Source organism: Prevotella sp. oral taxon 475, assembly GCF_018127805.1.
Lineage (GTDB): Bacteria > Bacteroidota > Bacteroidia > Bacteroidales > Bacteroidaceae > Prevotella.
This window is the reverse complement of the sequence record NZ_CP072334.1, coordinates 1,381,690-1,402,660: the sequence shown is the minus strand read 5'-3', so window position 1 is coordinate 1,402,660 and position 20,971 is coordinate 1,381,690. Positions and strand designations below refer to the sequence as shown.

Annotated in this window: 17 protein-coding genes and 1 tRNA gene; 7 read left to right on the top strand and 11 right to left on the bottom strand. The window is 47.7% G+C overall.

What is annotated here, in order from left to right; all coding sequences use genetic code 11:
* Positions 1-4: 4 nt before the first annotated feature.
* The 7 genes from J5A66_RS05515 to nusB form a co-directional block, all read right to left on the bottom strand.
* The gene (locus J5A66_RS05515; RefSeq protein WP_211789678.1) at positions 5-904 is read right to left on the bottom strand and encodes a serine O-acetyltransferase; all 900 of its coding nucleotides are present in this window, start codon (positions 902-904) and stop codon (positions 5-7) included.
* 211 nt (positions 905-1,115) lie between these two features.
* Positions 1,116-2,048 (bottom strand): calcium/sodium antiporter, encoded by a 933-nt coding sequence (locus J5A66_RS05510; RefSeq protein ID WP_211789677.1) that lies wholly within the window; start codon positions 2,046-2,048, stop codon positions 1,116-1,118.
* Between the two features lie 52 nt (positions 2,049-2,100).
* The gene (locus tag J5A66_RS05505) at positions 2,101-2,544 is read right to left on the bottom strand and encodes a DUF5606 domain-containing protein (protein ID WP_211789676.1); all 444 of its coding nucleotides are present in this window, start codon (positions 2,542-2,544) and stop codon (positions 2,101-2,103) included.
* Positions 2,545-2,556: 12 nt separating this feature from the next.
* Positions 2,557-3,129 (bottom strand): dephospho-CoA kinase, encoded by a 573-nt coding sequence (gene coaE / locus J5A66_RS05500; protein WP_211789675.1) that lies wholly within the window; start codon positions 3,127-3,129, stop codon positions 2,557-2,559.
* A gap of 28 nt (positions 3,130-3,157) precedes the next feature.
* Positions 3,158-4,144, bottom strand: coding sequence for a YbbR-like domain-containing protein (locus tag J5A66_RS05495; RefSeq protein ID WP_211789674.1), 987 nt, complete (start codon positions 4,142-4,144; stop codon positions 3,158-3,160).
* Positions 4,145-4,147: 3 nt separating this feature from the next.
* Positions 4,148-4,477, bottom strand: coding sequence for a preprotein translocase subunit YajC (yajC, locus tag J5A66_RS05490; protein WP_211789673.1), 330 nt, complete (start codon positions 4,475-4,477; stop codon positions 4,148-4,150).
* 151 nt (positions 4,478-4,628) lie between these two features.
* Positions 4,629-5,726: a transcription antitermination factor NusB gene (gene nusB / locus J5A66_RS05485; protein ID WP_249109916.1), complete on the bottom strand. Its 1,098-nt coding sequence runs from the start codon at positions 5,724-5,726 to the stop codon at positions 4,629-4,631.
* An 810-nt stretch (positions 5,727-6,536) separates the two neighbouring features.
* On the opposite strand from nusB, the gene J5A66_RS05480 reads away from it, so the two are divergent.
* The 3 genes from J5A66_RS05480 to mnmE all read left to right on the top strand — a co-directional run bounded on the left by J5A66_RS05480 (position 6,537) and on the right by mnmE (position 9,916).
* Positions 6,537-7,574, top strand: coding sequence for a hypothetical protein (locus tag J5A66_RS05480; protein ID WP_249109915.1), 1,038 nt, complete (start codon positions 6,537-6,539; stop codon positions 7,572-7,574).
* An 86-nt stretch (positions 7,575-7,660) separates the two neighbouring features.
* Positions 7,661-8,533, top strand: coding sequence for a nucleoside phosphorylase (locus tag J5A66_RS05475; protein WP_211791444.1), 873 nt, complete (start codon positions 7,661-7,663; stop codon positions 8,531-8,533).
* Positions 8,534-9,916, top strand: coding sequence for a tRNA uridine-5-carboxymethylaminomethyl(34) synthesis GTPase MnmE (mnmE, locus tag J5A66_RS05470; protein ID WP_211789671.1), 1,383 nt, complete (start codon positions 8,534-8,536; stop codon positions 9,914-9,916).
* Positions 9,917-10,112: 196 nt separating this feature from the next.
* On the opposite strand, the gene J5A66_RS05465 is transcribed toward mnmE, so the two are convergent.
* The gene (locus J5A66_RS05465) at positions 10,113-12,407 is read right to left on the bottom strand and encodes an NADP-dependent malic enzyme (protein ID WP_211789670.1); all 2,295 of its coding nucleotides are present in this window, start codon (positions 12,405-12,407) and stop codon (positions 10,113-10,115) included.
* 129 nt (positions 12,408-12,536) lie between these two features.
* On the opposite strand from J5A66_RS05465, the gene J5A66_RS05460 reads away from it, so the two are divergent.
* The gene (locus J5A66_RS05460; RefSeq protein WP_249109914.1) at positions 12,537-13,157 is read left to right on the top strand and encodes a TetR/AcrR family transcriptional regulator; all 621 of its coding nucleotides are present in this window, start codon (positions 12,537-12,539) and stop codon (positions 13,155-13,157) included.
* Positions 13,158-13,251: 94 nt separating this feature from the next.
* Here the strand turns inward: J5A66_RS05460 and J5A66_RS05455 are convergent.
* Together J5A66_RS05455 and J5A66_RS05450 are read right to left on the bottom strand one after the other, a co-directional pair.
* A tRNA-Pro gene (locus J5A66_RS05455) sits at positions 13,252-13,325 on the bottom strand.
* Between the two features lie 65 nt (positions 13,326-13,390).
* The gene (locus tag J5A66_RS05450; protein WP_211791442.1) at positions 13,391-14,581 is read right to left on the bottom strand and encodes an aminotransferase class I/II-fold pyridoxal phosphate-dependent enzyme; all 1,191 of its coding nucleotides are present in this window, start codon (positions 14,579-14,581) and stop codon (positions 13,391-13,393) included.
* A 215-nt stretch (positions 14,582-14,796) separates the two neighbouring features.
* Here J5A66_RS05450 and J5A66_RS05445 point away from each other — a divergent pair, with 215 nt between their 5' ends.
* A complete protein-coding gene (locus tag J5A66_RS05445) occupies positions 14,797-15,825 on the top strand; it encodes a diacylglycerol kinase family protein (RefSeq protein ID WP_211789669.1) in 1,029 nt (342 codons plus the stop codon).
* Positions 15,826-15,894: 69 nt separating this feature from the next.
* Here the strand turns inward: J5A66_RS05445 and J5A66_RS05440 are convergent, their stop codons facing one another.
* Positions 15,895-16,605, bottom strand: coding sequence for a tRNA1(Val) (adenine(37)-N6)-methyltransferase (locus J5A66_RS05440; protein WP_211791441.1), 711 nt, complete (start codon positions 16,603-16,605; stop codon positions 15,895-15,897).
* A 656-nt stretch (positions 16,606-17,261) separates the two neighbouring features.
* Between J5A66_RS05440 and lon the strand changes: the two genes are divergently transcribed.
* Together lon and tgt are read left to right on the top strand one after the other, a co-directional pair.
* Positions 17,262-19,727, top strand: a complete 2,466-nt coding sequence (gene lon, locus J5A66_RS05435; protein ID WP_211789668.1) for an endopeptidase La — start codon at positions 17,262-17,264, stop codon at positions 19,725-19,727.
* Between the two features lie 7 nt (positions 19,728-19,734).
* Positions 19,735-20,862: a tRNA guanosine(34) transglycosylase Tgt gene (gene tgt / locus J5A66_RS05430; RefSeq protein ID WP_211789667.1), complete on the top strand. Its 1,128-nt coding sequence runs from the start codon at positions 19,735-19,737 to the stop codon at positions 20,860-20,862.
* Positions 20,863-20,971: the final 109 nt, after the last annotated feature.

The following is a 20,971-nucleotide window of genomic DNA, read 5'->3' as shown; positions in this document are numbered from 1 at the left end:
CTGTTTATTTCGTTTTCTTATAAATCTTAGTGTTGGGTGCCATGTCTTCTGTCACCCAGATATTGGCTCCTACGACACAACCTTCACCGATAGTGACACGCCCCAGAATAGTGGCGTTCGAGTAGACTATCACATTGTCTTCCAAGACAGGGTGACGCAAAATGTCTCTGATAGGATGCCCGTCTTCGTCAAGAGGGAAGCTGCGTGCACCGAGCGTAACGCCTTGATATAGCTTTACGTTGCGTCCAATGATGCAAGTGGCCCCTACAACGACACCTGTTCCGTGGTCGATGGTGAAATATTCGCCGATAGAAGCCGCCGGATGAATGTCGATACCCGTCTCCGAGTGTGCCATCTCTGTCAAGATGCGAGGGATCAGTGGAACACCCATCTTCAAGAGTTCGTGTGCTACGCGATAATTGACCAGTGCTTTGATCACAGGATAACATGAAATGATTTCGCCATAGCTTTCTGCAGCGGGGTCTCCGTTGTAAGCTGCCGTCACGTCGGTTGCTAACACGCAACGTATTTGCGGTAAACGGGCGATGAGCTCAGCTGCCATGCGTTCGGCTTCAGAGCGTCTCTCTTCTAATTGAGGTGCTGTGTCGTCTTCATCGCAATGTGCAAAGCACAGTCCTGCCAGAATTTGGTCGGAAAGAAGTTGGTGTAATTTTTCTACATGAACCCCGATGTGATATTCGATACTTCTCGTATTCACCGATGATTGACCGTAATATCCGGGAAAAAGAATGGTGCGAAGCAGCTGTACGATCTCTTCGAGCACCTGTCCCGAGGGCAACGGATTTCCGTCTTTATGCCGATGGAACAGTTCTTTCAGTGCACTGGCTTCAGAAAGCTCTGCCACGGCTTGGGTAAGTGTGTGGGTCAATTCTTCGTTGCTCATCACTCGGCGTGTCAATATTCAATATTTAGCGCAAAAGTACGAATAAAACTTGAGATGTTAAGAAGCAGACAAATAAAAAATAAAAAAGGTTCGCTTTTTCATCTCTTAGCTTTTGCACTCCAATAGCTAAGAAAATGGAGTGCAAAAGCTAAGAAAATGGAGTGCAAAAGCTAAGAGTTGGGAAAGCAGTTGTTTTGAATGCAATTCATCTCTATCGGATGGCTGCAATCAAAAAGCCGATATAGCCTATATAAAGAACGGTGAGAATGGTTCCTTCCCAACGGGAAACGGTATACTTGGTGAATGAGAACAGCCATAATAATACCATGCTACCCACCAGCATAGCCAGGTCTGTTAGACCAATTCCTTGTATCTGCATGGGCGAAATCATACCCGTCACACCCAGAATGGCCAAAATATTGAAGACATTCGAACCGAGAACATTGCCTATTGCAATTCCGCTATTGCCCTTACGGGCCGCTAATACGCTGGTGGCTAGTTCGGGAAGAGATGTTCCTCCGGCAACGATGGTCAGGCCGATCACCGCATCGCTCACACCAATTGCTGCGGCCACTTGCGTGGCTCCGTCTACAAACAGATTGCTACCTGCAATCAGACAGCCTAAACCCACTAAGAGCCAAACTGTGGCTACAAGGGGTTTCATCTTCTTTTTCGTCTGCGACTGCGTGTCGTTCATCTGCTTTGCTGTGCGCAGAGTGAAGGCCATGAAGAAGAAAAAGAGAATGAGCAGAATGCCTGTATCTACTCTGCTGAGATGGCCGTCGAGACAAAAAAGAAGAAGTGTGGCAGAAGATAGCAAGGCGAAAGGGATGTCTTTGCGTACGGTGATTTTGGGGATGGCTATGGGAGTCACCATTGCTGCCATGCCCACAATGAGCATCGTGTTGAAGATGTTGCTGCCGATGATGTTGCCCACGGCCAGATCGGGTGTACCCTTCAAGGCTGAAACAAAGCTAACACAGAACTCGGGCATGGATGTTCCCATGGCAACGATGGTGAGTCCTATGACGATTTGAGGAATGTTCATCCGCTCGGCAAGTCCCACGGCACCGTCTGTCAGACGGTCGGCACCCCATAACACGAGCATAATGCCAATAAGAACGAAAAGGAGATGTAACCACATAACACGTCTATGACTAAAAAGTGGAAGGCACAGAGCCCTCCACTTCTCTCGATTATACTTCTTGTTGGGGTTCTACTTCCCCACCCTCTGTGGGATTCAACATGCTTTCGAAGTCGGTGATACCATTGTTGACGAGGATGTTATACCACTGGATCAACTTTTTGATATCGCTGTCGTGCACCCGATCTTGGTCGAAATCAGGCAGCACTTCACTGAAAAACGCACGCAGTTCTTTTCCCGTTGCCTTCTTGTAGTTCAACGAGCAGGGCTTCGATTGCTCTTTTTCGCCTAAGTTTTTCAGTACCTGCCACAAGGGCACATCTTCAGAAGTGGTAAACATCGAGATGTCTGAAAGACTCGTAACACGGTCGGTTGCGAATACAGGCATACGTCGATGCGTCTCGTCGAGAGCTTCTACAATAAGCGTTACTTTGGCTCTTGACACCAGTTTGTAAAGTCCAGGCTTTCCTGCAATTGAAAGAATTGTCTGTAACATATTCTACTACGTTTATAGTTTTGTTAGGGTTGTTAATAATTCGTCTATTTGTTTGCTCACATTCTCTATACCATCGTTCACGATTTCATAGTCGGACTGTCGTAAAACCTCTTCCTGCGGGAGTTGACATTCTATCCATTCGAGCGTTTTCTCGCGCGTGATACCGTCTCGTTTCATCACCCGCAAGATGCGTGTCTCTATCGGAGCGGTGACACATATCACCTTGTCTATATGTACACGACGGTGAAAACCGCTATCGAAAAAGATGGCACTCTCAAGCCATCGACAGCCCGACAGTTCAAAGTCTTGCGCCACAGCCGGGTGAATAATGCTGTTGATGCGTGCCTGGTTGTCCTCTCCTGTCAGGAGAAATTTAGCTAACACCTGTTTCTGCAATCGTCCTTCGACATATAATGTCTGCCCTACCACTTGTCGAAGCTCTTGCTGCAGAGGTTCTGAGGTGCGCATCAGTCTCTTGGCCGACGCGTCACAGTCGAACACTTCAATGCCTTTCGTTCGCAACAAACTGCAAACAAACGACTTTCCGCTACCGATTCCACCTGTAAGGGCGATGCGTAGTTCCATCCGTGTCTTGGTCTTGATTGTTAAAAATCTACTTCTGCTCGATGAGATAGTCTACCTGTTCAATCTCCAATCGGGCATTGCGAACACCTTGAGGGATGGTTTTCAGATACAAAATGCACTTTTCCGAAGGATGAGCGGCCAATTCGGCATAGTCGACCACTACGCTAAAGGCATCGGAACGGATGGAACGTACACTGCTTACCCCAATGGTGAAGTGCACTTTCACACGCGATGGAAAAGTACGTAACACCTTATCGGCAGGTAGATGGATGGCCATTACCGGTACTTCGATGCTCTCTTCAGTCAGCACATCCGGGTAAAGCATGAGCTTTACCTTGTTCGGAATGACCTTAACCCCTTCTATGCGGCGCAGAGAGACGAGCCGAGAGATGGTATCGCTGAAGTTGACGATGTGCAAATCTTCCGTATATACGGCTTTGATGCTATCTAATAGCCGTCTGTTGGCATAGATGGTAACAAAGCTTGGCATAAACTTCAAGTCGGAAAGATAACGCCTTTCACCTGGACTTACCACTCCAGCCATGCGTATCGGCACCCGTTTGCTCTCGCCGTAATTGAAAGAGAACTCCACCCTATCGGGCTTTACAGACACGATTTTGGTAGACCCGTAGAGCTGAGTATAGAGCTGTTTCTGAATGTCGGCTGTTGGAATGATGCCCCGTCCTGTCTTTTTGTTGGCGTAATTGCTGTAGTTGAGCAACACAGGGCGCAGCTGTTGGGAGTAGAGATAGGCCATCATGGTGAACCCTTTGTCTCTTAACGTCACCCGAACCACGTCGTCTTCATTCGAAGTGATGACTACATTCTTCGGCACATTTGCGAAACGAACGGGCAAAAGGAATTCTTTCTCGTAGGTTTCGTTTAGAGCTGCGAGCAGCCAAAAGCCTCCGCTCAATGCAAGAAAGAACAAAAAAATCAGAAACTCTTTGTTCACAGAACTGAACATGAAGTTCCTGACGAAAGCATACACTTTTAAGAGACGGGGTCTTTTCATTAATTATGCCTTTGTGCCCGAGGTTTGGGAAGCCATGGCATTAGCAAACACCGAGCCTTTATCTACGCTAATGATAACGCCCTTTGCTATTTCCACCTCTACAAGATTTGAAGTGAGGTCAATACGTTTCACCACTCCATAGATGCCACCGCCGGTAATAATCTTTGTACCCTCTTCCAAAGCATTCTGAAAGTTGCGTATCTCTTTCTGCTTCTTTTGCTGAGGGCGTATCATAAAGAAATACATAATCACAAAAATAGCAACCATCATCAAGATGGGCATTGCTGAACTACCGCCGGCAGCTTGTGCGGCTAACATTGTTGTTGTCGTCATTTTTAGTTGATAAGTTAATGATTTTCTTCATTTATGAACTAAGAAACCACTGGGTTTTCCGGTTCTTTCGTTTGTTTTTTCTCTGTTAATAGGATGAGAAAATGGAGAAAGAAAGAGATAACGAGAAGAAAATCTTCTCATCACTTTCTTTTTATTCCTCCGAACTCCTCGGTGTTTCGACTATCGACAAGGGCTCTTCGCCTTGTGTTACAGGCTTTTGAAGCGTCTCTTCAACATCGTTCAATACCTGTTCTTCCCTCTGTTCGCCTTTCACATCCTCTTTCTTTTCGGTATCAGTGATAAATTTTCTTACACGCGGTTCGGGCATAGCCTTCATCATTTTCCCGCTCATAATCAGTCCACGAGCAATTGTATCGAGCATACCATTGACATATCCGCCACTACGATGTGTACTATAGAGTTTCGCCAGATCGACATACTCGTTGATAGTAACGCTTACTGGGATATTAGGAAAGGTCAACATCTCGGCGATAGCTATCTGCATAATCACCACATCCATATAAGCCAGCCGCGAGAAATCCCAATTACGCGAGTTTTCGCTCATATATCGTTGATACTGGTCAGCATTGAGGATCGTGGCCCGAAAGAGTTTTCGGGCGAAGTCTTTATCCTCCTCGTCCTTATATTCGGGCAATAGCTCTTGCTTCGATTTGTTAATAGGATCGAAACGCTTGATGGTTTTTAGCACGAACGTGTCTACAATCTCTTTGTCATCGTTCCAATATAGGCTCTTTTCTTCCAAGAGAGCATCCAAATCCACATTATTCTGAATCAGCTGTTTATACAATTTGCGCCACAACTCCCGGTCTTCCTCATACGAATTTTCGTCGTTTGCCATATATTCTTGGTAGGTTTCCGACAGTTCTATTTGGTTGCAGAGTTTCCGGATGGCCTCAATATCGTCTTCCCATCTTTGTTTTTGCGTCTCCATAAAGTCGGCCAGCATCTTGTTTTCTTCAAGTTGCGTTGCGAATTGGTTGAACGCAAACTTCTGAGAAGGAGCTTCCGTCCCCTCTCGTTCAGCCTGTTGTGTGGCGATATCGATACGATGTCTCTCCTCGCGCGTTATCGCTACAATCAACGCAAGCAGGTAATTGTACAGGTCATAGGCTTTAGAGAGACTGAAAAGAAGTTCTTTTTCAGCGTTATCCATATTTCTATTCCCATTCTGATAGTAAGCATAGGTTAACTGGACAATTTTGATCCGTATCAATTCTCTATTAATCATCGTTCTGTTTTTCTTTATATATTAACATTGCAAATGTAGGAATTTTCTTATGAATATGCAAGCATACCCCCCATTTTCTACTTTTTTAATAGGCCTCTCGCTCTATTTCTACCTTATTTATATGATACAATTCAACAAGCATGATCTTCATCTTCGCATCTCATTCTCACGCTTTGTCGAACGTCAAAGGATACATCTCACTATCTTTGTTTTTAGTAAGAGAAAGGTATCTGTAACTTATTGATCATCAATATATAATAGGTATGTTTATAAAAGCTTAGCTTTTGGTCTTCAATCTCTTAGCTTTTGCAATGCGTTTTCTTAGCTTTTGAGGTGCGATCTCTTAGCTTTTGCGATGTGCTTGTATAAGACATTGATTTTTAAATGGTTATAGGGAGATCTAAAAATAAGAAAAAGCATGATGTGGAGTCTTCTTTTTAGGGCTTATTTTGAGGAGAAACAGAATAGAAATCTCTGATGTCTACGTGATAGGAATGATAGGTTATAAAACCTTATTCATGCTTGATTATCAATATATTTCTATTTTTATTTAAATAAAAAGTAGAATGATTGGCGATACTTCTCTCCATAAAAATAAACAGGAAAGATACGGCTTCATTCTAAAAAAAACTAAAAAAGAAGACTCTTCCTCCTGCCTCCTCCTTTTAATTGTTACCTTTGTTAGATCAATCAATAAGAGAAATGAGAAAAATCCATATCGTCTTACTTCTATCTTTTTCAGCATTCGGGCTATTCTCTTTTGCACAGAAACGAAAGATACAACCCAAAGTAAAAAAGCCAAAGGTGCAAATGGTAGAGCCAACTGCTGCAGAATTGCTCTATCAAAGTATGTTAGGAGCGACGGCAAAAGTGATGTTTGTAGACAGTATGGTGGTAGACAAAGATGATTTTCTATCTCGGGTTCCGCTCAATGCTGAATCTGGAAGTCTCATTCCCTATCGTTCGTTCTTTAAAACGGAAAAAGGAGAAAACGGTTCGGTCTATATGAACGAGTTTCAGAATTGTATCTATTATGCAGATGGAGACTCGTTGACCGATAATGGCATCTATACCTGCGACAAACTGGGGCAAAAATGGGACACGCCTCGACGGTTGAGTGAAATCGGAGCAGAGTTTAAAGAGCAGAATTATCCTTTCTTGATGGCAGATGGCATCACGCTTTTGTTCGCCGCAAAAGGTGAAAACAGTCTTGGAGGATATGATATTTTCATGACAAGAAAAGACGCTGAAAGTGGGAAATTCTATCAAGCAGAGAACTATGGCTTGCCGTTCAACTCTACGGCAAATGACTATCTGCTGGCATTCGACGAGCTGGACAATCTCGGATGGCTCGTAACAGACCGGTTTCAGCCCGAGGGGAAGGTGTGTATCTATACCTTTGTTCCGACAATGCAGCGTGTTGCTTTCAAAGAAAAAGAGGTTTCGTCCCAGCAACTGGAGTCGTATGCCCGCTTGGAAAGGATAGCTGACACCTGGAAGTTTGGCAATCGTTCGCAAGCTCTCAACCATATTAGGGAAAAAGAGCAGCGGGCCATGCGGAAAACCAACTCGAATAGGATTTATTTCCCGATTGACGACCAGACGGTTTATACCAGTGTAGACGACTTTAAGACAAACGATGGACGGCTGAAATACAAGCAGTTGTCCGAGATGGTTCGAGTTTTAGAAGAAACAGAACGCATACTTGAAACCAAACGGTTGCTTTACCACCAGGGTAAACGCAATGAGGCCTCCGCCATCCTGGCGTTGGAGACCAAGCTCGAGCAGCTGCAAACGACGCGGCAAACCCTGGAAAAGTCGATTCGAAATAGCGAGATAAAAAAATAAAAGACTTTCTTGTGCGCAGAGCAATGGCGAAGTTGGCCCATCGCTTGCCTGGAAAGATGAATACGACTGATAAAAAGAATCATATCATGGCTAAGTATTTTGCAGAATCAGAACTCATCATCAATCAGGATGGAAGCATTTTTCATCTTCATCTTTTGCCCGAACAATTGGCTCAGAAAGTTATTTTGGTGGGAGATCCCGGTAGGGTTTCGCTGGTGGCTTCACACTTCAAGGGAATCGAATGCGAGGTTCAGAGTAGGGAATTTCATACCGTGACCGGTAGTTACAAGGGTAAAAGAATCTCTGCTGTCAGTACGGGTATCGGGTGCGACAATATCGATATCGTGCTTAACGAACTGGATGCCTTGGTGAATATCGATTTCAACACCAGGACGGAGAAGCCCCAGCTCACACAATTGACGCTTGTCAGGATCGGAACCTGCGGGGGATTGCAAAAAGATACGCCTGTTGGTACTTATATTGCCAGCGAGAAGAGCATCGGTTTTGACGGACTTCTCAACTTCTACGGAGGGAGAAACGATGTTTGCGACCTTGATTTTGAAGAGAATTTCAAAGCACACATGAACTGGAATCCGCAATTGGGAGCTCCCTACGTGATTGATGCAGATGCGGAAACGCTGGAGCGTGTTTCCGGTAAGGATATGGTGAGAGGTGTTACCATCGCTTGTGGCGGTTTCTTTGGACCGCAAGGGCGTGAGTTGCGCATCCCTTTGGCCGACCCATATCAAAATGAGAAGGTGGAAAACTTCGAATATCAGGGGCATAGAATTACCAACTTCGAGATGGAAAGCAGTGCGCTTGCAGGACTTGCGCGACTGATGGGACACAAAGCTCTGACTTGTTGTATGGTGATTGCCAACCGTCGGGCCAAGAATGTAAATGCAAACTACAAGAATTCAATCGACGGATTGATTCAACTTGTTTTGGATAGGATTTAGATGTTCCATCTTTTGAATGACCATCACACCATTTGTGCCTTGGCCACAGCTTCGGGCGGAGCTATTGGTGTAATTCGGATTTCAGGTCCGGAAGCAATCGCTCTTGTCGACAAAGCCTTTGTGGCAGTCTCCGGACGGTCTTTGCAGGCTGTCAAAGGGCAGGCGGTGAGTTATGGAAATATTATTGCCGAAGACCGAAGTGTTATTGACGAGGTGCTGGTTACTGTGTTTTGTTCGCCGCATTCCTACACGGGCGAGGACGTTGTTGAGGTGTCTTGTCACGGTTCGGAATATATTTTGAAGGAGGTTCTGCGACGACTGATCGATTTAGGTTGCCGACAAGCCCGGCCGGGAGAATTCACTCAGCGAGCATTCTTAAATGGTAAGATGGACTTAAGCCAGGCGGAAGCTGTGGCAGACCTGATTGCTTCTACCAACAAAGCTACTCACCAATTGGCTTTAAGTCAGTTGAGGGGACACTATTCCCATGAATTGGCCGATCTGCGAAACCAACTTCTCCAGATGACATCGCTTGTAGAACTGGAGTTGGACTTTAGCGATCAGGATGTCACATTCGCCGACCGTGATGAGCTCTCTACGCTTTCACGAAGCATCTATAAGAAGATAGCAGGTCTTACCCAGTCTTTTGAAACGGGACGTGCCCTCAAATCGGGTATCTCTGTGGCCATTGTGGGAAAACCGAATGTGGGGAAAAGCACCCTGCTGAACTGTCTGTTGAAGGAAGATCGAGCCATTGTGAGCGAAATACCGGGTACGACTCGTGATGTGATTGAAGACACGATTGAAATCAATGGTGTCGCTTTTCGCTTTATCGATACGGCCGGCATGCGGCAAACACAGGATGAAATCGAGAGTCTGGGAATAGGACGCACGTACAAAAAACTGTCAGAGGCTGCCATTATTCTTTGGGTGGTGGATGCAATCCCTACCCTACCCGAAGCGAATGAGATGGAAACGCTGACGGAGGGAAAACAATTGATTGTCGTTACCAACAAGATGGATGAGAAACAGATTGTTTTTGCCGACCGAACTTGGGCAAATCCTCCTGTATTTGTTGCCATCTCGGCAAAATATCATCAAAATATTGATCGCTTGGAAGCGGCTATTTATCAGGCTGCTCATCTGCCGGAAATACACGAAAACGAGATGATCATTACCAATATCCGACATTATGAGGCTCTTCTTCATGCTCAGAAAAGTATCGAACGGGTGATCGAAGGCATTGAAATCGGACTCAGTGCCGATCTTCTTTCTGAAGAACTGCGTCTGTGTCTTCACCATTTGGCCGAAATTACAGGAGGTGCCATCACTTCTGGCGAGGTTTTAGAGAATATCTTTAAACATTTCTGCATTGGGAAGTGATGGCCTTGAAAAAGAAGAAGATTACTATAAGACCATCAAAAATTGGCAATCGGGTTGATGGAGAGTCAACAAAAAGAGAACGGATAGGCAAGGTGCGCTATCCGTTCTCTTTTTTATTCTCAATTGCTCTTCTGTCATTGACAAAATCCTTCCGCGAATGTCGCAGATGGTTCAGTCATGAACAGAAACTCTACGGTCAGATCTTGCCGCCTCTTTTGAGCTGGTCTACATAGGCATCGACTACAGCTACGGCGGTGATATTGACGATGTCACGCACGGAGGACTCGAAATCGGTGAAGTGGATCGGACGGTTCAATCCCATTTGTATGGGACCGATGATTTCGGTCTCGGGACTGAGAGCTTGTAAGAATTTATAGCATGCGTTGGCACTGCTGAGATTGGGAAAGATGAGAGTGTTGACATCTTTGTCTTTGAGGCGGGAGAAGGGATATTTATCGTCGCGAAGACGGCGGTCGAGGGCGAAGTTGACTTGCATCTCGCCGTCAACAATCAGGTTGGGGTAATGCTTGTGGAGTTCCTCGACGGCCTCGTGCACTTTCTGAGGACTGCCCGTTTCATCAGTTCCGAAATTGGAATAACTGATCATGGCCATCACGGGTTTCTCGTTGAAGAATTCGACGGTATGTGCACTCAATCGAGCGATATCCAGAAGGTAGCGGTTGTCAGGATGGCGGTTGATGAGGGTGTCGGCAATGTAATAGGTGCCTCGTTGTGAGTTGACGATGTGCATCGTGCCGAAGGTTTCGTAGCCCTCGCGAATACCAACTACCTCTTTCGCCACTTTGATGGTGTTGGAATATTTGGTATAAAGTCCGGTGATGAAGGCATCGGCATCACCTTTCTCAACCATCATCATACCGAAGTAGTTGCGTTCGTACATTTTATCGTAAGCTTCCTGGAAAGTGTAACCTTTGCGAGCCAATTTCTCGGCCAGGTACTTGGCATAGGTAGCGCGGCGACGTTGTTCACGGTCAGCCCGCATATCGATAATTTCGATATCGGTTAGATCGAGCTTAAGGCGTTGTGCTTGGCGACGGATACGGTCTGGATTGCCCAAGAGAATAGGTGAACAGATACCTTCGACTTTGGCCTGTACGGCTGCTTTCATCATCGAAGGGTGCCCGCCCTCGGCGTAGACCACGCGTTGCGGATGCAACCGGGCGGTATCATGGAGCTTACGCGTGAAGACAGTTTCTTGCCCCAGAAGTTGCATGAGGCTTTTTTTATATCCTTCCCAGTCGGTGATTTCCTTTCGGGCCACACCGCTTTCGATGGCGGCTTTAGCCACAGCAGAGGAGACCTCGGTGATGAGCCGTGGGTCGACAGGTTTAGGAATGAAGTAGGTAGGACCGAAACTGAGGTCGTTCACGCGGTAGATGTCGTTCACAATGTCGGGTACAGGCTCTTTGGCCAGTTGGGCGATGGCATGTACCGCGGCCATCTTCATTTCTTCGTTGATGGCAGTAGCGTGTACGTCGAGGGCTCCGCGGAAAATGTAGGGGAAGCCGATAACGTTGTTGATTTGGTTGGGATAGTCGGACCGACCGGTAGACATTAGTACGTCGGGTCTACTGGCCATGGCATCTTCATAAGAAATTTCTGGAACAGGATTGGCTAACGCAAAAACAATGGGACGTTCGTTCATTGATTGTATCATCTTCTGCGAGAGAATGTTGCCTTTCGAAAGTCCCACGAAGACGTCAGCTCCACGGATAGCTTCTTCCAAGGTGCGGACATCGCGGCGGTCTGTAGCGAAGAGAGCTTTCTGAGGAGTGAGGTCGATCCGATCTGAGGTGATAACACCTTTCGAGTCGATCATCACAATATTCTCACGTTGTGCACCTAGAGCCATGTAGAGCTGGGTGCAACTGATTGCTGCGGCTCCGGCTCCATTGACAACAATTTTCACCTTACGAATGTCTTTGCCGGCCACTTCGAGCGCATTTTTCAGTCCGGCAGCCGAGATGATAGCCGTTCCGTGCTGATCATCGTGCATCACGGGGATGTCAAGTGTGCGTTTGAGTCGTTCTTCAATGTAAAAACATTCGGGAGCTTTGATGTCTTCGAGGTTAATACCTCCAAAGGTGGGTGCAATCCGCTCTACAGTCTCACAAAACTTTTCAGGGTCTTTCTCGGCGAGTTCGATATCAAAAACATCAATGCCGCCGTAGATTTTGAAGAGTAGTCCTTTACCCTCCATTACCGGTTTACCGCTCATCGCCCCGATGTCACCCAGTCCCAACACTGCCGTTCCGTTGCTGATGACAGCCACGAGATTACCCTTATCGGTGTATTTGTAGACCTCGTCAGGTATCTGCTGAATTTCCAGACAGGGATAAGCCACGCCCGGCGAGTAAGCCAGACTAAGGTCGGTCTGAGTATGGTAGGGCTTGGTGGGTCGAACTTCAATCTTTCCTGGATGTCCGTTACTGTGATATTCTAAAGCAGCCTCTTTTGTAATCTTTGCCATAATAATTTTTACCTTATATGATCGTGAAATGTTATTCTCTGAAAGCCACGCAAAGGTAGTAAAAAACGCTTAAACGAAAAGTTTGTTGACCGTTTTTTTGTATCTTTGTGCCACAAACAAAGCTCCATTATGCCAACACAAGTCTCTCTTTCAACGTATCGTCAAGAACTGAAAGTGCGCATCTTGCAAACCGCAATGCGTGAGTTCAAACAAAAGGGAATCAGAGATGTACGTATGGATGATATTGCTGGCATACTAGGTATTTCCAAACGTACACTCTACGAGATTTATGAAAACAAGGAGGAACTTCTCTTGGCCGGCCTCCATGAGGAAGACCTTGCCAAACACGAGAAGCTACAGGCTTTGTCGGCAGACGGGAAAAATACGGTGATGGATATTCTGATAACGATCTATAACAACGATTTAACTGAAATCACCAACACCAATCCCTTATTCTTTGCCGGTCTGTGCAAATATCCACGTGTAATGAAATATCTTACTACACGCACCGAGGAACAAAAGAAAGAGGGAATGGCTTTTATTTATCGCGGCATTTCTGAAGGTTACTTCCTACCTTCGCTTGACTATGAGGTGGTGTTGAAATTCATTCGACTCTCTTCCAAGACGATGATGGACGAACTGGAGTTCCATGGATACGACGCAGATTATCTTTTTAAAAATATCGCAGCTCTGCTTCTCCGTGGTTTTTGCACACAGAAAGGCATTAAGATTATTGACAGTTTATTGTAAAGTTCCTTATTTACTTCCCTATCCTTTTACCCCTTTACTTACTTGCAAAAAGGATGCACCATCAAATGAATGATGATGCATCCTCCTTTTTGTGTCGGGGCGACAGGATTCGAACCTGCGACCTCCTGGTCCCAAACCAGGAGCGCTACCGGACTGCGCTACACCCCGAGACACATACGCCGTGCCTTTCGCGTGCAAAGATACTATTAAAATTTAGTACCACAAGCGTTTCCTCAACTTTTTATGAGGCCCAACTCGGTAAAAATCCTCTTCAAAATCTGCACGCCGCGTTCCACCTGCTCTTCGGTATGGGTAGCCATTAGAGCCAAACGTACCAACGTGTCTTGAGGAGCACAAGCGGGCGGAATTACCGGATTGATGAAGACACCAGCTTCGAAAGCCAATTTCGTAACGAGGAATGTTTTGTCTACATCGTGAACATAGAGCGGAATGATGGGACTTTCGGTCTCGCCAATCTCAAATCCCTCTTCGCGGAATCGACGGAGTGCATAGCGTGTCACATCCCACAGCTTTTCCATGCGTTCGGGTTCCTGTTTTAGAATGTGCAGAGTTTCCAACGCCGCGGCTGTGGCTGCGGGTGTGTTGGAGGCACTGAAGATGTAGGAGCGGCAGGTATGACGAAGGAAGTTGATCGTATCGGAGTCTGCGGCGATGAAACCGCCGATGGAGGCGAGACTTTTCGAGAATGTGCCCATAATAAGATCCACTTCGTCGGTGAGTCCAAAATGGTCGCAAACACCTCGACCTTCTTTCCCGAATACGCCCAGTCCGTGTGCTTCGTCAACCATTACCGAGCAGTTATACTTTCGTTTCAGGGCTACGATTTCGGGGAGTTTGGCCAAATCGCCTTCCATGGAAAAGACACCGTCAACAACAATAAGCTTTACGGCCTCGTGAGGCAAAGACTTGAGAAGATTTTCAAGGTCTTCCATGTCGTTGTGCTTGTAGTGTAACTGACGAGCGAAAGACAGACGTCGTCCGTCTACGATACTGGCATGGTCGCGGTCGTCGCAGATAATGTAATCGCCTCGTCCGACAACCATTGCCAAAACGCCTTGATTGACCGAAAAACCGGTGGAGAAGCACAGTGTCTCGTCTTTATGAACAAAGTCGGCCAGTTCTTTCTCCAGCTGTACATGTAAATCCAGTGTTCCGTTTAAGAATCGGCTACCGGCACATCCTGATCCGTATTTATCCAGTGCTGCTTTAGCCGCCTCGATGACGCGTGAGTCGCCCGTAAGACCTGTATAGGCATTTGAACCGAACATCAAAACCCGATGTCCATCCATTTCCACTTCCGTTCCCTGCTTACTGGTTATCTCGCGGAAATAGGGATAAACTCCTGCTTCCATAAACTTCTGCGGATCGCGGTACAGCTTGTATCTTTCTTGTAATTGTCCCATTTTTAAAAGAACCATTCTTGTTTTATTAGGCTGCAAAGGTAGCAAAAATAACAGGAATCCCTTTCTTTTTTCCAAAGATTTCAAGGCGGTCAGATTTTTCGAGTCCTGCTATCTGCGTATTCAGGGGCTTTTTCGTAAATTTGCAAAGAGACTGAATCCGAGGCGTATTTTTGCAGCGGAAGAAGTCGGCAGACGTTAAAGAAAAATCAGGTGATATGAAAAAGAAAATGGTCTTCATCATGAATCCGATTTCGGGAACGGCCAGCAAGGCCGCTATTCCGGATTTGATTGAAAAGACGCTGAACAAGGATCTTTTCGATTACGAATTGCGCATGACTCAATATGCGGGGCATGCCACTGTCATTGCGACCGAGGCCAAAGATGCCGGGGCAGACGTTGTCGTGGCTGTGGGTGGAGACGGAACGGTGAACGAGGTGGCGCGTGCCATCGTCCATTCTCAAACGGCACTGGGAATTATCCCTTGCGGATCGGGCAACGGACTGGCGCGGCATCTGCTCCTGCCCATGAGTGCGAAGAAAAGCATCCAGGTGCTCAACAAATGCGAGATTCACGACTTCGACTACGGCATTATCAACGGGCATCCTTTTTTCTGCACCTGCGGAATGGGATTCGACGCTTTTGTCAGTCAGAAATTTGCTCAAGCCGGCAAGCGCGGGCCTATCACCTACGCCGAAAACATCTTGCGCGAAGGATTGAACTACCAGCCCGAGACGTACGAGATTGAGGATGAAACAGGCACGCACCGCCACAAGGCTTTCCTCATCTCCTGCGCCAACGCCTCGCAATATGGCAACAATGCTTATATCGCTCCGCAGGCATCGATGAGCGACGGACTGATGGACATCATCATCATGGAGCCGTTCGACATACTTGAGGCTCCGCAAATCAGCATTGAGATGTTCAACAAAACGCTCGACAAGAACTCGAAAATCAAGACTTTCCACTGCAAGGAACTTCGTATCCACCGCCGTAGCGAGGGGTTGATTCACTATGACGGCGACCCCGTGATGACCGGAGCCGACATCACCGTCACTCTGCGCGAGCAAGGCATCAAGATGGTGATCAACCCCGATGCCGACCGATCCGAGCGGCAGCCCAATGTTCTACAGACTGCGGCGGCCGAACTTTTCAACGACCTCAATGAGATGCGCCGCGTGTTCAACCGCCGCAGTCATCGGATTCAGATTCTGGGAAAGGTGCTGCAAAGAAAGCTCAACATCTAAAAGGTCTGTCTCGACCTTGCAAAAAGTTCACCGGTCTTCTCCTTGACAAAAGAGAAGACCGGCATTTTTTTATTTGAGATAAAAATCATTCGTAAGTGAGCGATACCACTCTGTTTTTTCTCCATCCGCAGCCAGCAGGCAGCCCTCGTTCTCCTCGACGGTGGTCGCCGGTTCCTTGCCGAAGGCCACGAGGCAGCGTTTGGGCATTTTTCCTTCGGTAGTTTTTACCAGACATCGACGATGGAGGAAAAGTCCATGGATGCAACTCTCCGAGAGGAAATCGTCGAGCGAATCGGTAGGAATCACCGCGCTGAACTCTCCCCGTGCTGTGAGTAGTAGAGAGACCGATCGGAAGAGGTCGGCATAACTCAAGGTGTCGGTATGCCGTGCCAGCATTCGCGCTGCACTTTGACTCTTGAGCGAGCGGACGAAGAACGGTGGATTAGAAACAACCGCATCGAACGTCCCCTGCATCTCCCTGCGTTGCGAGAGATGCTGCACCGACACCTCTTCTACCTGCACTCGATGTCGAAACGCCGAAGCGTCGACATTGATGCGCGCCTGCTGGCAAGCGCCACTCTCGAGGTCGATTGCCAGAATCTGTGCCCGATTGAAACGCTGAGCCATCATCAGGGCGATGAGTCCGGTTCCCGTGCCCACGTCCAACACCTGCCAACCGCCCTGCGCCCATGCTCCCAGCAGAACACCGTCTGTGCCCACCTTCATGCCACACAAGTCTTGTTGCACGGCAAACTGTTTGAATCGAAACTCATTCTTCATATCCATCATAACGCAGAAGCACACGGTTTATTACTCATGGAGCGTCTCCGCACTCGCTCTGAGCCGCTCAGTAGCACCATTTTTCTCTCCGCGATGGTTTTGAGCCGCTCAGTAGCACCATTTTGGTCTCCGCGATGGTTTTGAGCCGCTCAGTAGCACCATTTTTCTCTCCGCGGTGGTTTTGAGCCGCTCAGTAGCACCATTTTGGTCTCCGCGATGGTTTTGAGCGGCTCAGTAGCATCATTTTTCTCTCCGCGGCGGTTTTGAGCCGCTCAGTAGCACCATTTTGGTCTCCGCGGCGGTTTTGAGCCGCTCAGTAGCACCATTTTTGCCTCCGCAGCGTTACTGTAGGGTACATTAGCACCATTTTGGTCTCCGTGGCGTCATTGTAGGGTACAATCACATCATTTTTGCCTCTGATGGCGGTTTTGTAGGGTACAGTAGCACCATTTTCGTCTCCGCGGCGTTACTGTAGGGTACAATCACATCATTTTGGCCTCCGTGGCGGTTTTGTAGGGTACAGTAACACCATTTTCGTCTCCGCGACGTTACTGTAGGGTACAGTAACACCTTTTATATATATAAGGAAAGGGCGCGGCGGATTTATCGGGAAATATTTGTAACTTTGCCACCCGAAAAAAGAGCAAAAAGATTAAATGGACAGAAAAAGCAACACCTCAATACAAATGATTGCCGACTACGAAGGCGACATCAGCACACTTTTCGATGCACCCGCACCCGATGTGGTGCCCGTCTTGGCCACACGCAATCTCGTGCTGTTTCCTGGCGTAGTGACACCCATTCTCGTGGGACGGACGGCGAGTATGCACCTCATCGACAAACTCAAATCCAACCCCGACCGCATTTTTGCCGTCTTCTGTCAGAAAAATAGCGACATCGAAGAACCCGGCAAACGAGACCTCTTCACTTTTGGCGTCTACGCCAAACTCGTCAGGGTGCTCGAGATGTCGGGACCTGGAGGAAATCTTACTGTCATCGTCCAAGGATTAGGCCGATGCCAGTTGGAAGACATCGTCAAAAGAAAGCCTTTCCTCACTGCACTCGTGTCGAAGGCTCCCGAGACTTTTGCCGATGCCAGTAGCAGCGAATACACCACTGCCATGGAAGATCTGCGCAACCAAACCGTCGAGTTCATTAAACAAAATGAGGAAATGCCCGACGAGGCACAGTTTGCCATCGCCAATATCCACCACGATGTCATCGCCACCAATTTCATCTGCTCGAACATGCCTTTCGATCTGAACGATAAAATGCGTATGTTGGAGGCCGACAATTCGCTCGAACGTGTCTACATCGCTCTGCGCACCCTCAATAAAGAAATGCAACTGCTGCAAATCAAGCAAAACATTCGCTCCAAAACACGCGAAGACATCGACGAACAGCAACGCGAATATTTCTTGCAGCAACAGATCAAGAACATCAAGGAGGAACTGGGCAACGGCGAAGGTTCGCCCGAACACCGCGAGTTGGAGGAGAAAGCGAAGGGTAAGAAGTGGTCGGAAGAGGTGAGCAAGATCTTCTATAAGGAGCTGGATAAGCTCGATACGCTTAATCCGCAAAGTCCTGATTACAGCATACAGCTCACCTATCTGCAAACGATGGTGGGTTTGCCTTGGAACGAATACACCAAAGACGACCTTAGCATTAAGCGTGCCCAAAAGGTATTGGACCACGACCACTATGGAATGGAAAAGGTGAAGGACCGTATCTTGGAGCATTTAGCCGTGTTACAGCTTAGCGGAGACCTGAAATCGCCCATCATTTGCCTTTACGGACCTCCCGGAGTAGGTAAAACCAGTCTTGGAAAGAGCATCGCCACGGCCATGAATCGTAAGTACGTGCGTATGTCGTTGGGCGGATTGCACGACGAATCGGAAATTCGCGGACACCGCCGAACCTACGTTGGTGCCATGCCGGGCCGTATCATTAAGAGCATTCAGAAAGCAGGTTCGTCCAATCCTGTGTTTATTCTCGACGAGATAGACAAGGTAACGCAGAACACTTTGCACGGCGACCCCTCGTCGGCGTTGCTCGAAGTGCTCGATCCTGAGCAGAACAATGCCTTCCACGACAACTATCTCGATGTTGATTTCGACCTCTCGCGTGTGCTGTTTATCGCCACCGCCAACGACCTCAACACCATTCCGCGCCCCCTGCTCGACCGTATGGAGCTTATCGAGGTGAGTGGTTACATCACCGAAGAGAAGATCGAGATTGCCAAACGCCACCTTGTGCCGCGCGAATTGCAGAACACGGGCTTGGCTAAAAACGCCACAGAGAAACCCAACTTCAACAAAGCGGCTCTTGAAAAGATGATTGAACAATACACCCGAGAGAGTGGTGTGAGGCAGCTTGAAAAGCAAATAGACAAGGCTTTGCGCAAGATGGCCTACCTGCGGGCACTTAACGGCGAGTTGCCTTTTGCCAAAATAACGCCTGCCGAGATAGAAGGACTGTTGGGCAAACCGCCTTATTACCGCGACATCTATCAGGGCAACGACTATGCCGGCGTGGTTACGGGCTTGGCTTGGACAAGCGTTGGCGGCGAAATTCTGTTCATCGAAACCTCGTTGAGCAAAGGTCGTGGGGCGAAACTGACGCTTACGGGTAACCTCGGCGACGTGATGAAAGAGTCGGCAGTGATTGCTTTGGAGTACGTTAAGGCCCATGTAGACAAGCTTGGCGTTGATTATCGCCTGTTCGACCAATGGAATATCCACATCCACGTACCCGAAGGAGCCACCCCGAAAGATGGTCCGTCGGCCGGCATCACCATCGCCACGTCTATCGCCTCGGCACTAACCCAGCGCAAGGTACGCAAAAATACGGCCATGACTGGCGAGATAACGCTTCGCGGAAAGGTGCTGCCCGTGGGTGGAATAAAAGAAAAAATATTGGCAGCAAAGCGCGCAGGCATTACAGATATTATGATGTGTCGCGCCAATAAGAAAGATATAGAAGAAATTCCAGAGAAATATCTCACGGGCGTTAAGTTCCATTACGTGGAGAATGTGCAAGACGTTTGGGACTTCGCACTGACCAACGAAGTGGTGGAAAATGCCATCAAGTTCGACATTGAGGAAGAGAAGAAAAAGGATTGATAGTTAGATGAAATTCGAATTGCAACACACCGACACGGCGTCGGACGCTCGGACGGGCATCATCACCACCGACCACGGACAAATAAAGACACCCGTATTTATGCCCGTAGGCACATGCGGGTCGGTGAAAGGTGTGCATTTCAGCGAGCTGCGCCAGCAGGTGAAGGCGCAAATCATACTCGGCAACACCTATCACCTTTACCTTCGTCCGGGATTAGACGTGCTGAAAAAGGCAGGCGGACTGCATAAGTTCAACACCTGGGATAGGCCTATACTTACCGATTCGGGCGGTTTTCAAGTGTTTTCGCTCACAGGCATACGCCGATTAACCGAGAATGGCTGCGAGTTTCGTTCGCATATCGACGGCAGCAAGCACGTGTTTACGCCCGAAAGCGTGATGGACACCGAACGAATCATAGGTGCCGACATCATGATGGCATTCGACGAGTGCCCGCCGGGCAACAGCGATTACGCATACGCAAAGAAAAGTTTGGGGCTAACACAGCATTGGTTGGATCGCTGTTTCAAGCGTTTTAACGAAACGGAGCCACTTTATGGCTATCAGCAAAGCCTCTTTCCCATTGTGCAAGGTTGTACTTACAAAGACCTTCGACAAGAGGCGGCCAAGCATGTAGCCGATAAAGGTGCCGACGGAAACGCTATCGGTGGGCTGGCAGTTGGTGAACCAACCGAGGTGATGTATGAGATGATAGAGGTTGTAAACGAGATTCTGCCCAAAGATAAGCCTCGTTACCTCATGGGCGTTGGTACACCGCAGAACATTCTCGAAGCTATCGAGCGTGGTGTAGACATGTTCGACTGCGTGATGCCTACCCGAAACGGGCGCAATGCCATGCTCTTCACCTACCAAGGCACAATGAATATGCGCAATAAGAAGTGGGAAGACGACTTTTCGCCCATTGATCCAGACGGCTGTGAGATAGATCGCATCCACTCGAAAGCCTACTTGCACCACCTGTTTAAGGCGCAAGAACTGCTCGCCATGCAAATAGCAAGCATTCACAACTTGGCTTTCTACCTGCGACTGACGGCCGATGCCCGCATGCACATCGAGCAAGGCGACTTCGTGCAATGGAAATCTAGCGTTATCGACAATCTCGGAAGACGAATATAAAAGAGCAAAGTTAATAAAGATAGTAAAGCCGTAAGAACTACCAGGTAGGAAGTAGTAAAGACAGTAAAAAACAAAAAATACACAAGGCGTACAGTAACAAAAAGGCGTA

Excerpts from the sequence above, each read along its gene's own strand:
- mnmE (WP_211789671.1), top strand. The coding sequence starts at position 8,534 with ATGTTCCATCTTTTGAATGACCATCACACCATTTGTGCCTTGGCCACA.
- tgt (WP_211789667.1), top strand. The coding sequence starts at position 19,735 with ATGAAATTCGAATTGCAACACACCGACACGGCGTCGGACGCTCGGACG.
- J5A66_RS05495 (WP_211789674.1), bottom strand. The coding sequence starts at position 4,144 with ATGAAAAGACCCCGTCTCTTAAAAGTGTATGCTTTCGTCAGGAACTTC.
- J5A66_RS05480 (WP_249109915.1), top strand. The coding sequence starts at position 6,537 with ATGGTAGAGCCAACTGCTGCAGAATTGCTCTATCAAAGTATGTTAGGA.
- J5A66_RS05475 (WP_211791444.1), top strand. The coding sequence starts at position 7,661 with ATGGCTAAGTATTTTGCAGAATCAGAACTCATCATCAATCAGGATGGA.
- nusB (WP_249109916.1), bottom strand. The coding sequence starts at position 5,726 with ATGATTAATAGAGAATTGATACGGATCAAAATTGTCCAGTTAACCTAT.
- J5A66_RS05505 (WP_211789676.1), bottom strand. The coding sequence starts at position 2,544 with ATGTTACAGACAATTCTTTCAATTGCAGGAAAGCCTGGACTTTACAAA.
- J5A66_RS05440 (WP_211791441.1), bottom strand. The coding sequence starts at position 16,605 with ATGAAGAATGAGTTTCGATTCAAACAGTTTGCCGTGCAACAAGACTTG.
- yajC (WP_211789673.1), bottom strand. The coding sequence starts at position 4,477 with ATGACGACAACAACAATGTTAGCCGCACAAGCTGCCGGCGGTAGTTCA.
- J5A66_RS05515 (WP_211789678.1), bottom strand. The coding sequence starts at position 904 with ATGAGCAACGAAGAATTGACCCACACACTTACCCAAGCCGTGGCAGAG.
- coaE (WP_211789675.1), bottom strand. The coding sequence starts at position 3,129 with ATGGAACTACGCATCGCCCTTACAGGTGGAATCGGTAGCGGAAAGTCG.
- lon (WP_211789668.1), top strand. The coding sequence starts at position 17,262 with ATGGACAGAAAAAGCAACACCTCAATACAAATGATTGCCGACTACGAA.
- J5A66_RS05445 (WP_211789669.1), top strand. The coding sequence starts at position 14,797 with ATGAAAAAGAAAATGGTCTTCATCATGAATCCGATTTCGGGAACGGCC.
- J5A66_RS05510 (WP_211789677.1), bottom strand. The coding sequence starts at position 2,048 with ATGTGGTTACATCTCCTTTTCGTTCTTATTGGCATTATGCTCGTGTTA.
- J5A66_RS05465 (WP_211789670.1), bottom strand. The coding sequence starts at position 12,407 with ATGGCAAAGATTACAAAAGAGGCTGCTTTAGAATATCACAGTAACGGA.
- J5A66_RS05450 (WP_211791442.1), bottom strand. The coding sequence starts at position 14,581 with ATGGGACAATTACAAGAAAGATACAAGCTGTACCGCGATCCGCAGAAG.
- J5A66_RS05460 (WP_249109914.1), top strand. The coding sequence starts at position 12,537 with ATGCCAACACAAGTCTCTCTTTCAACGTATCGTCAAGAACTGAAAGTG.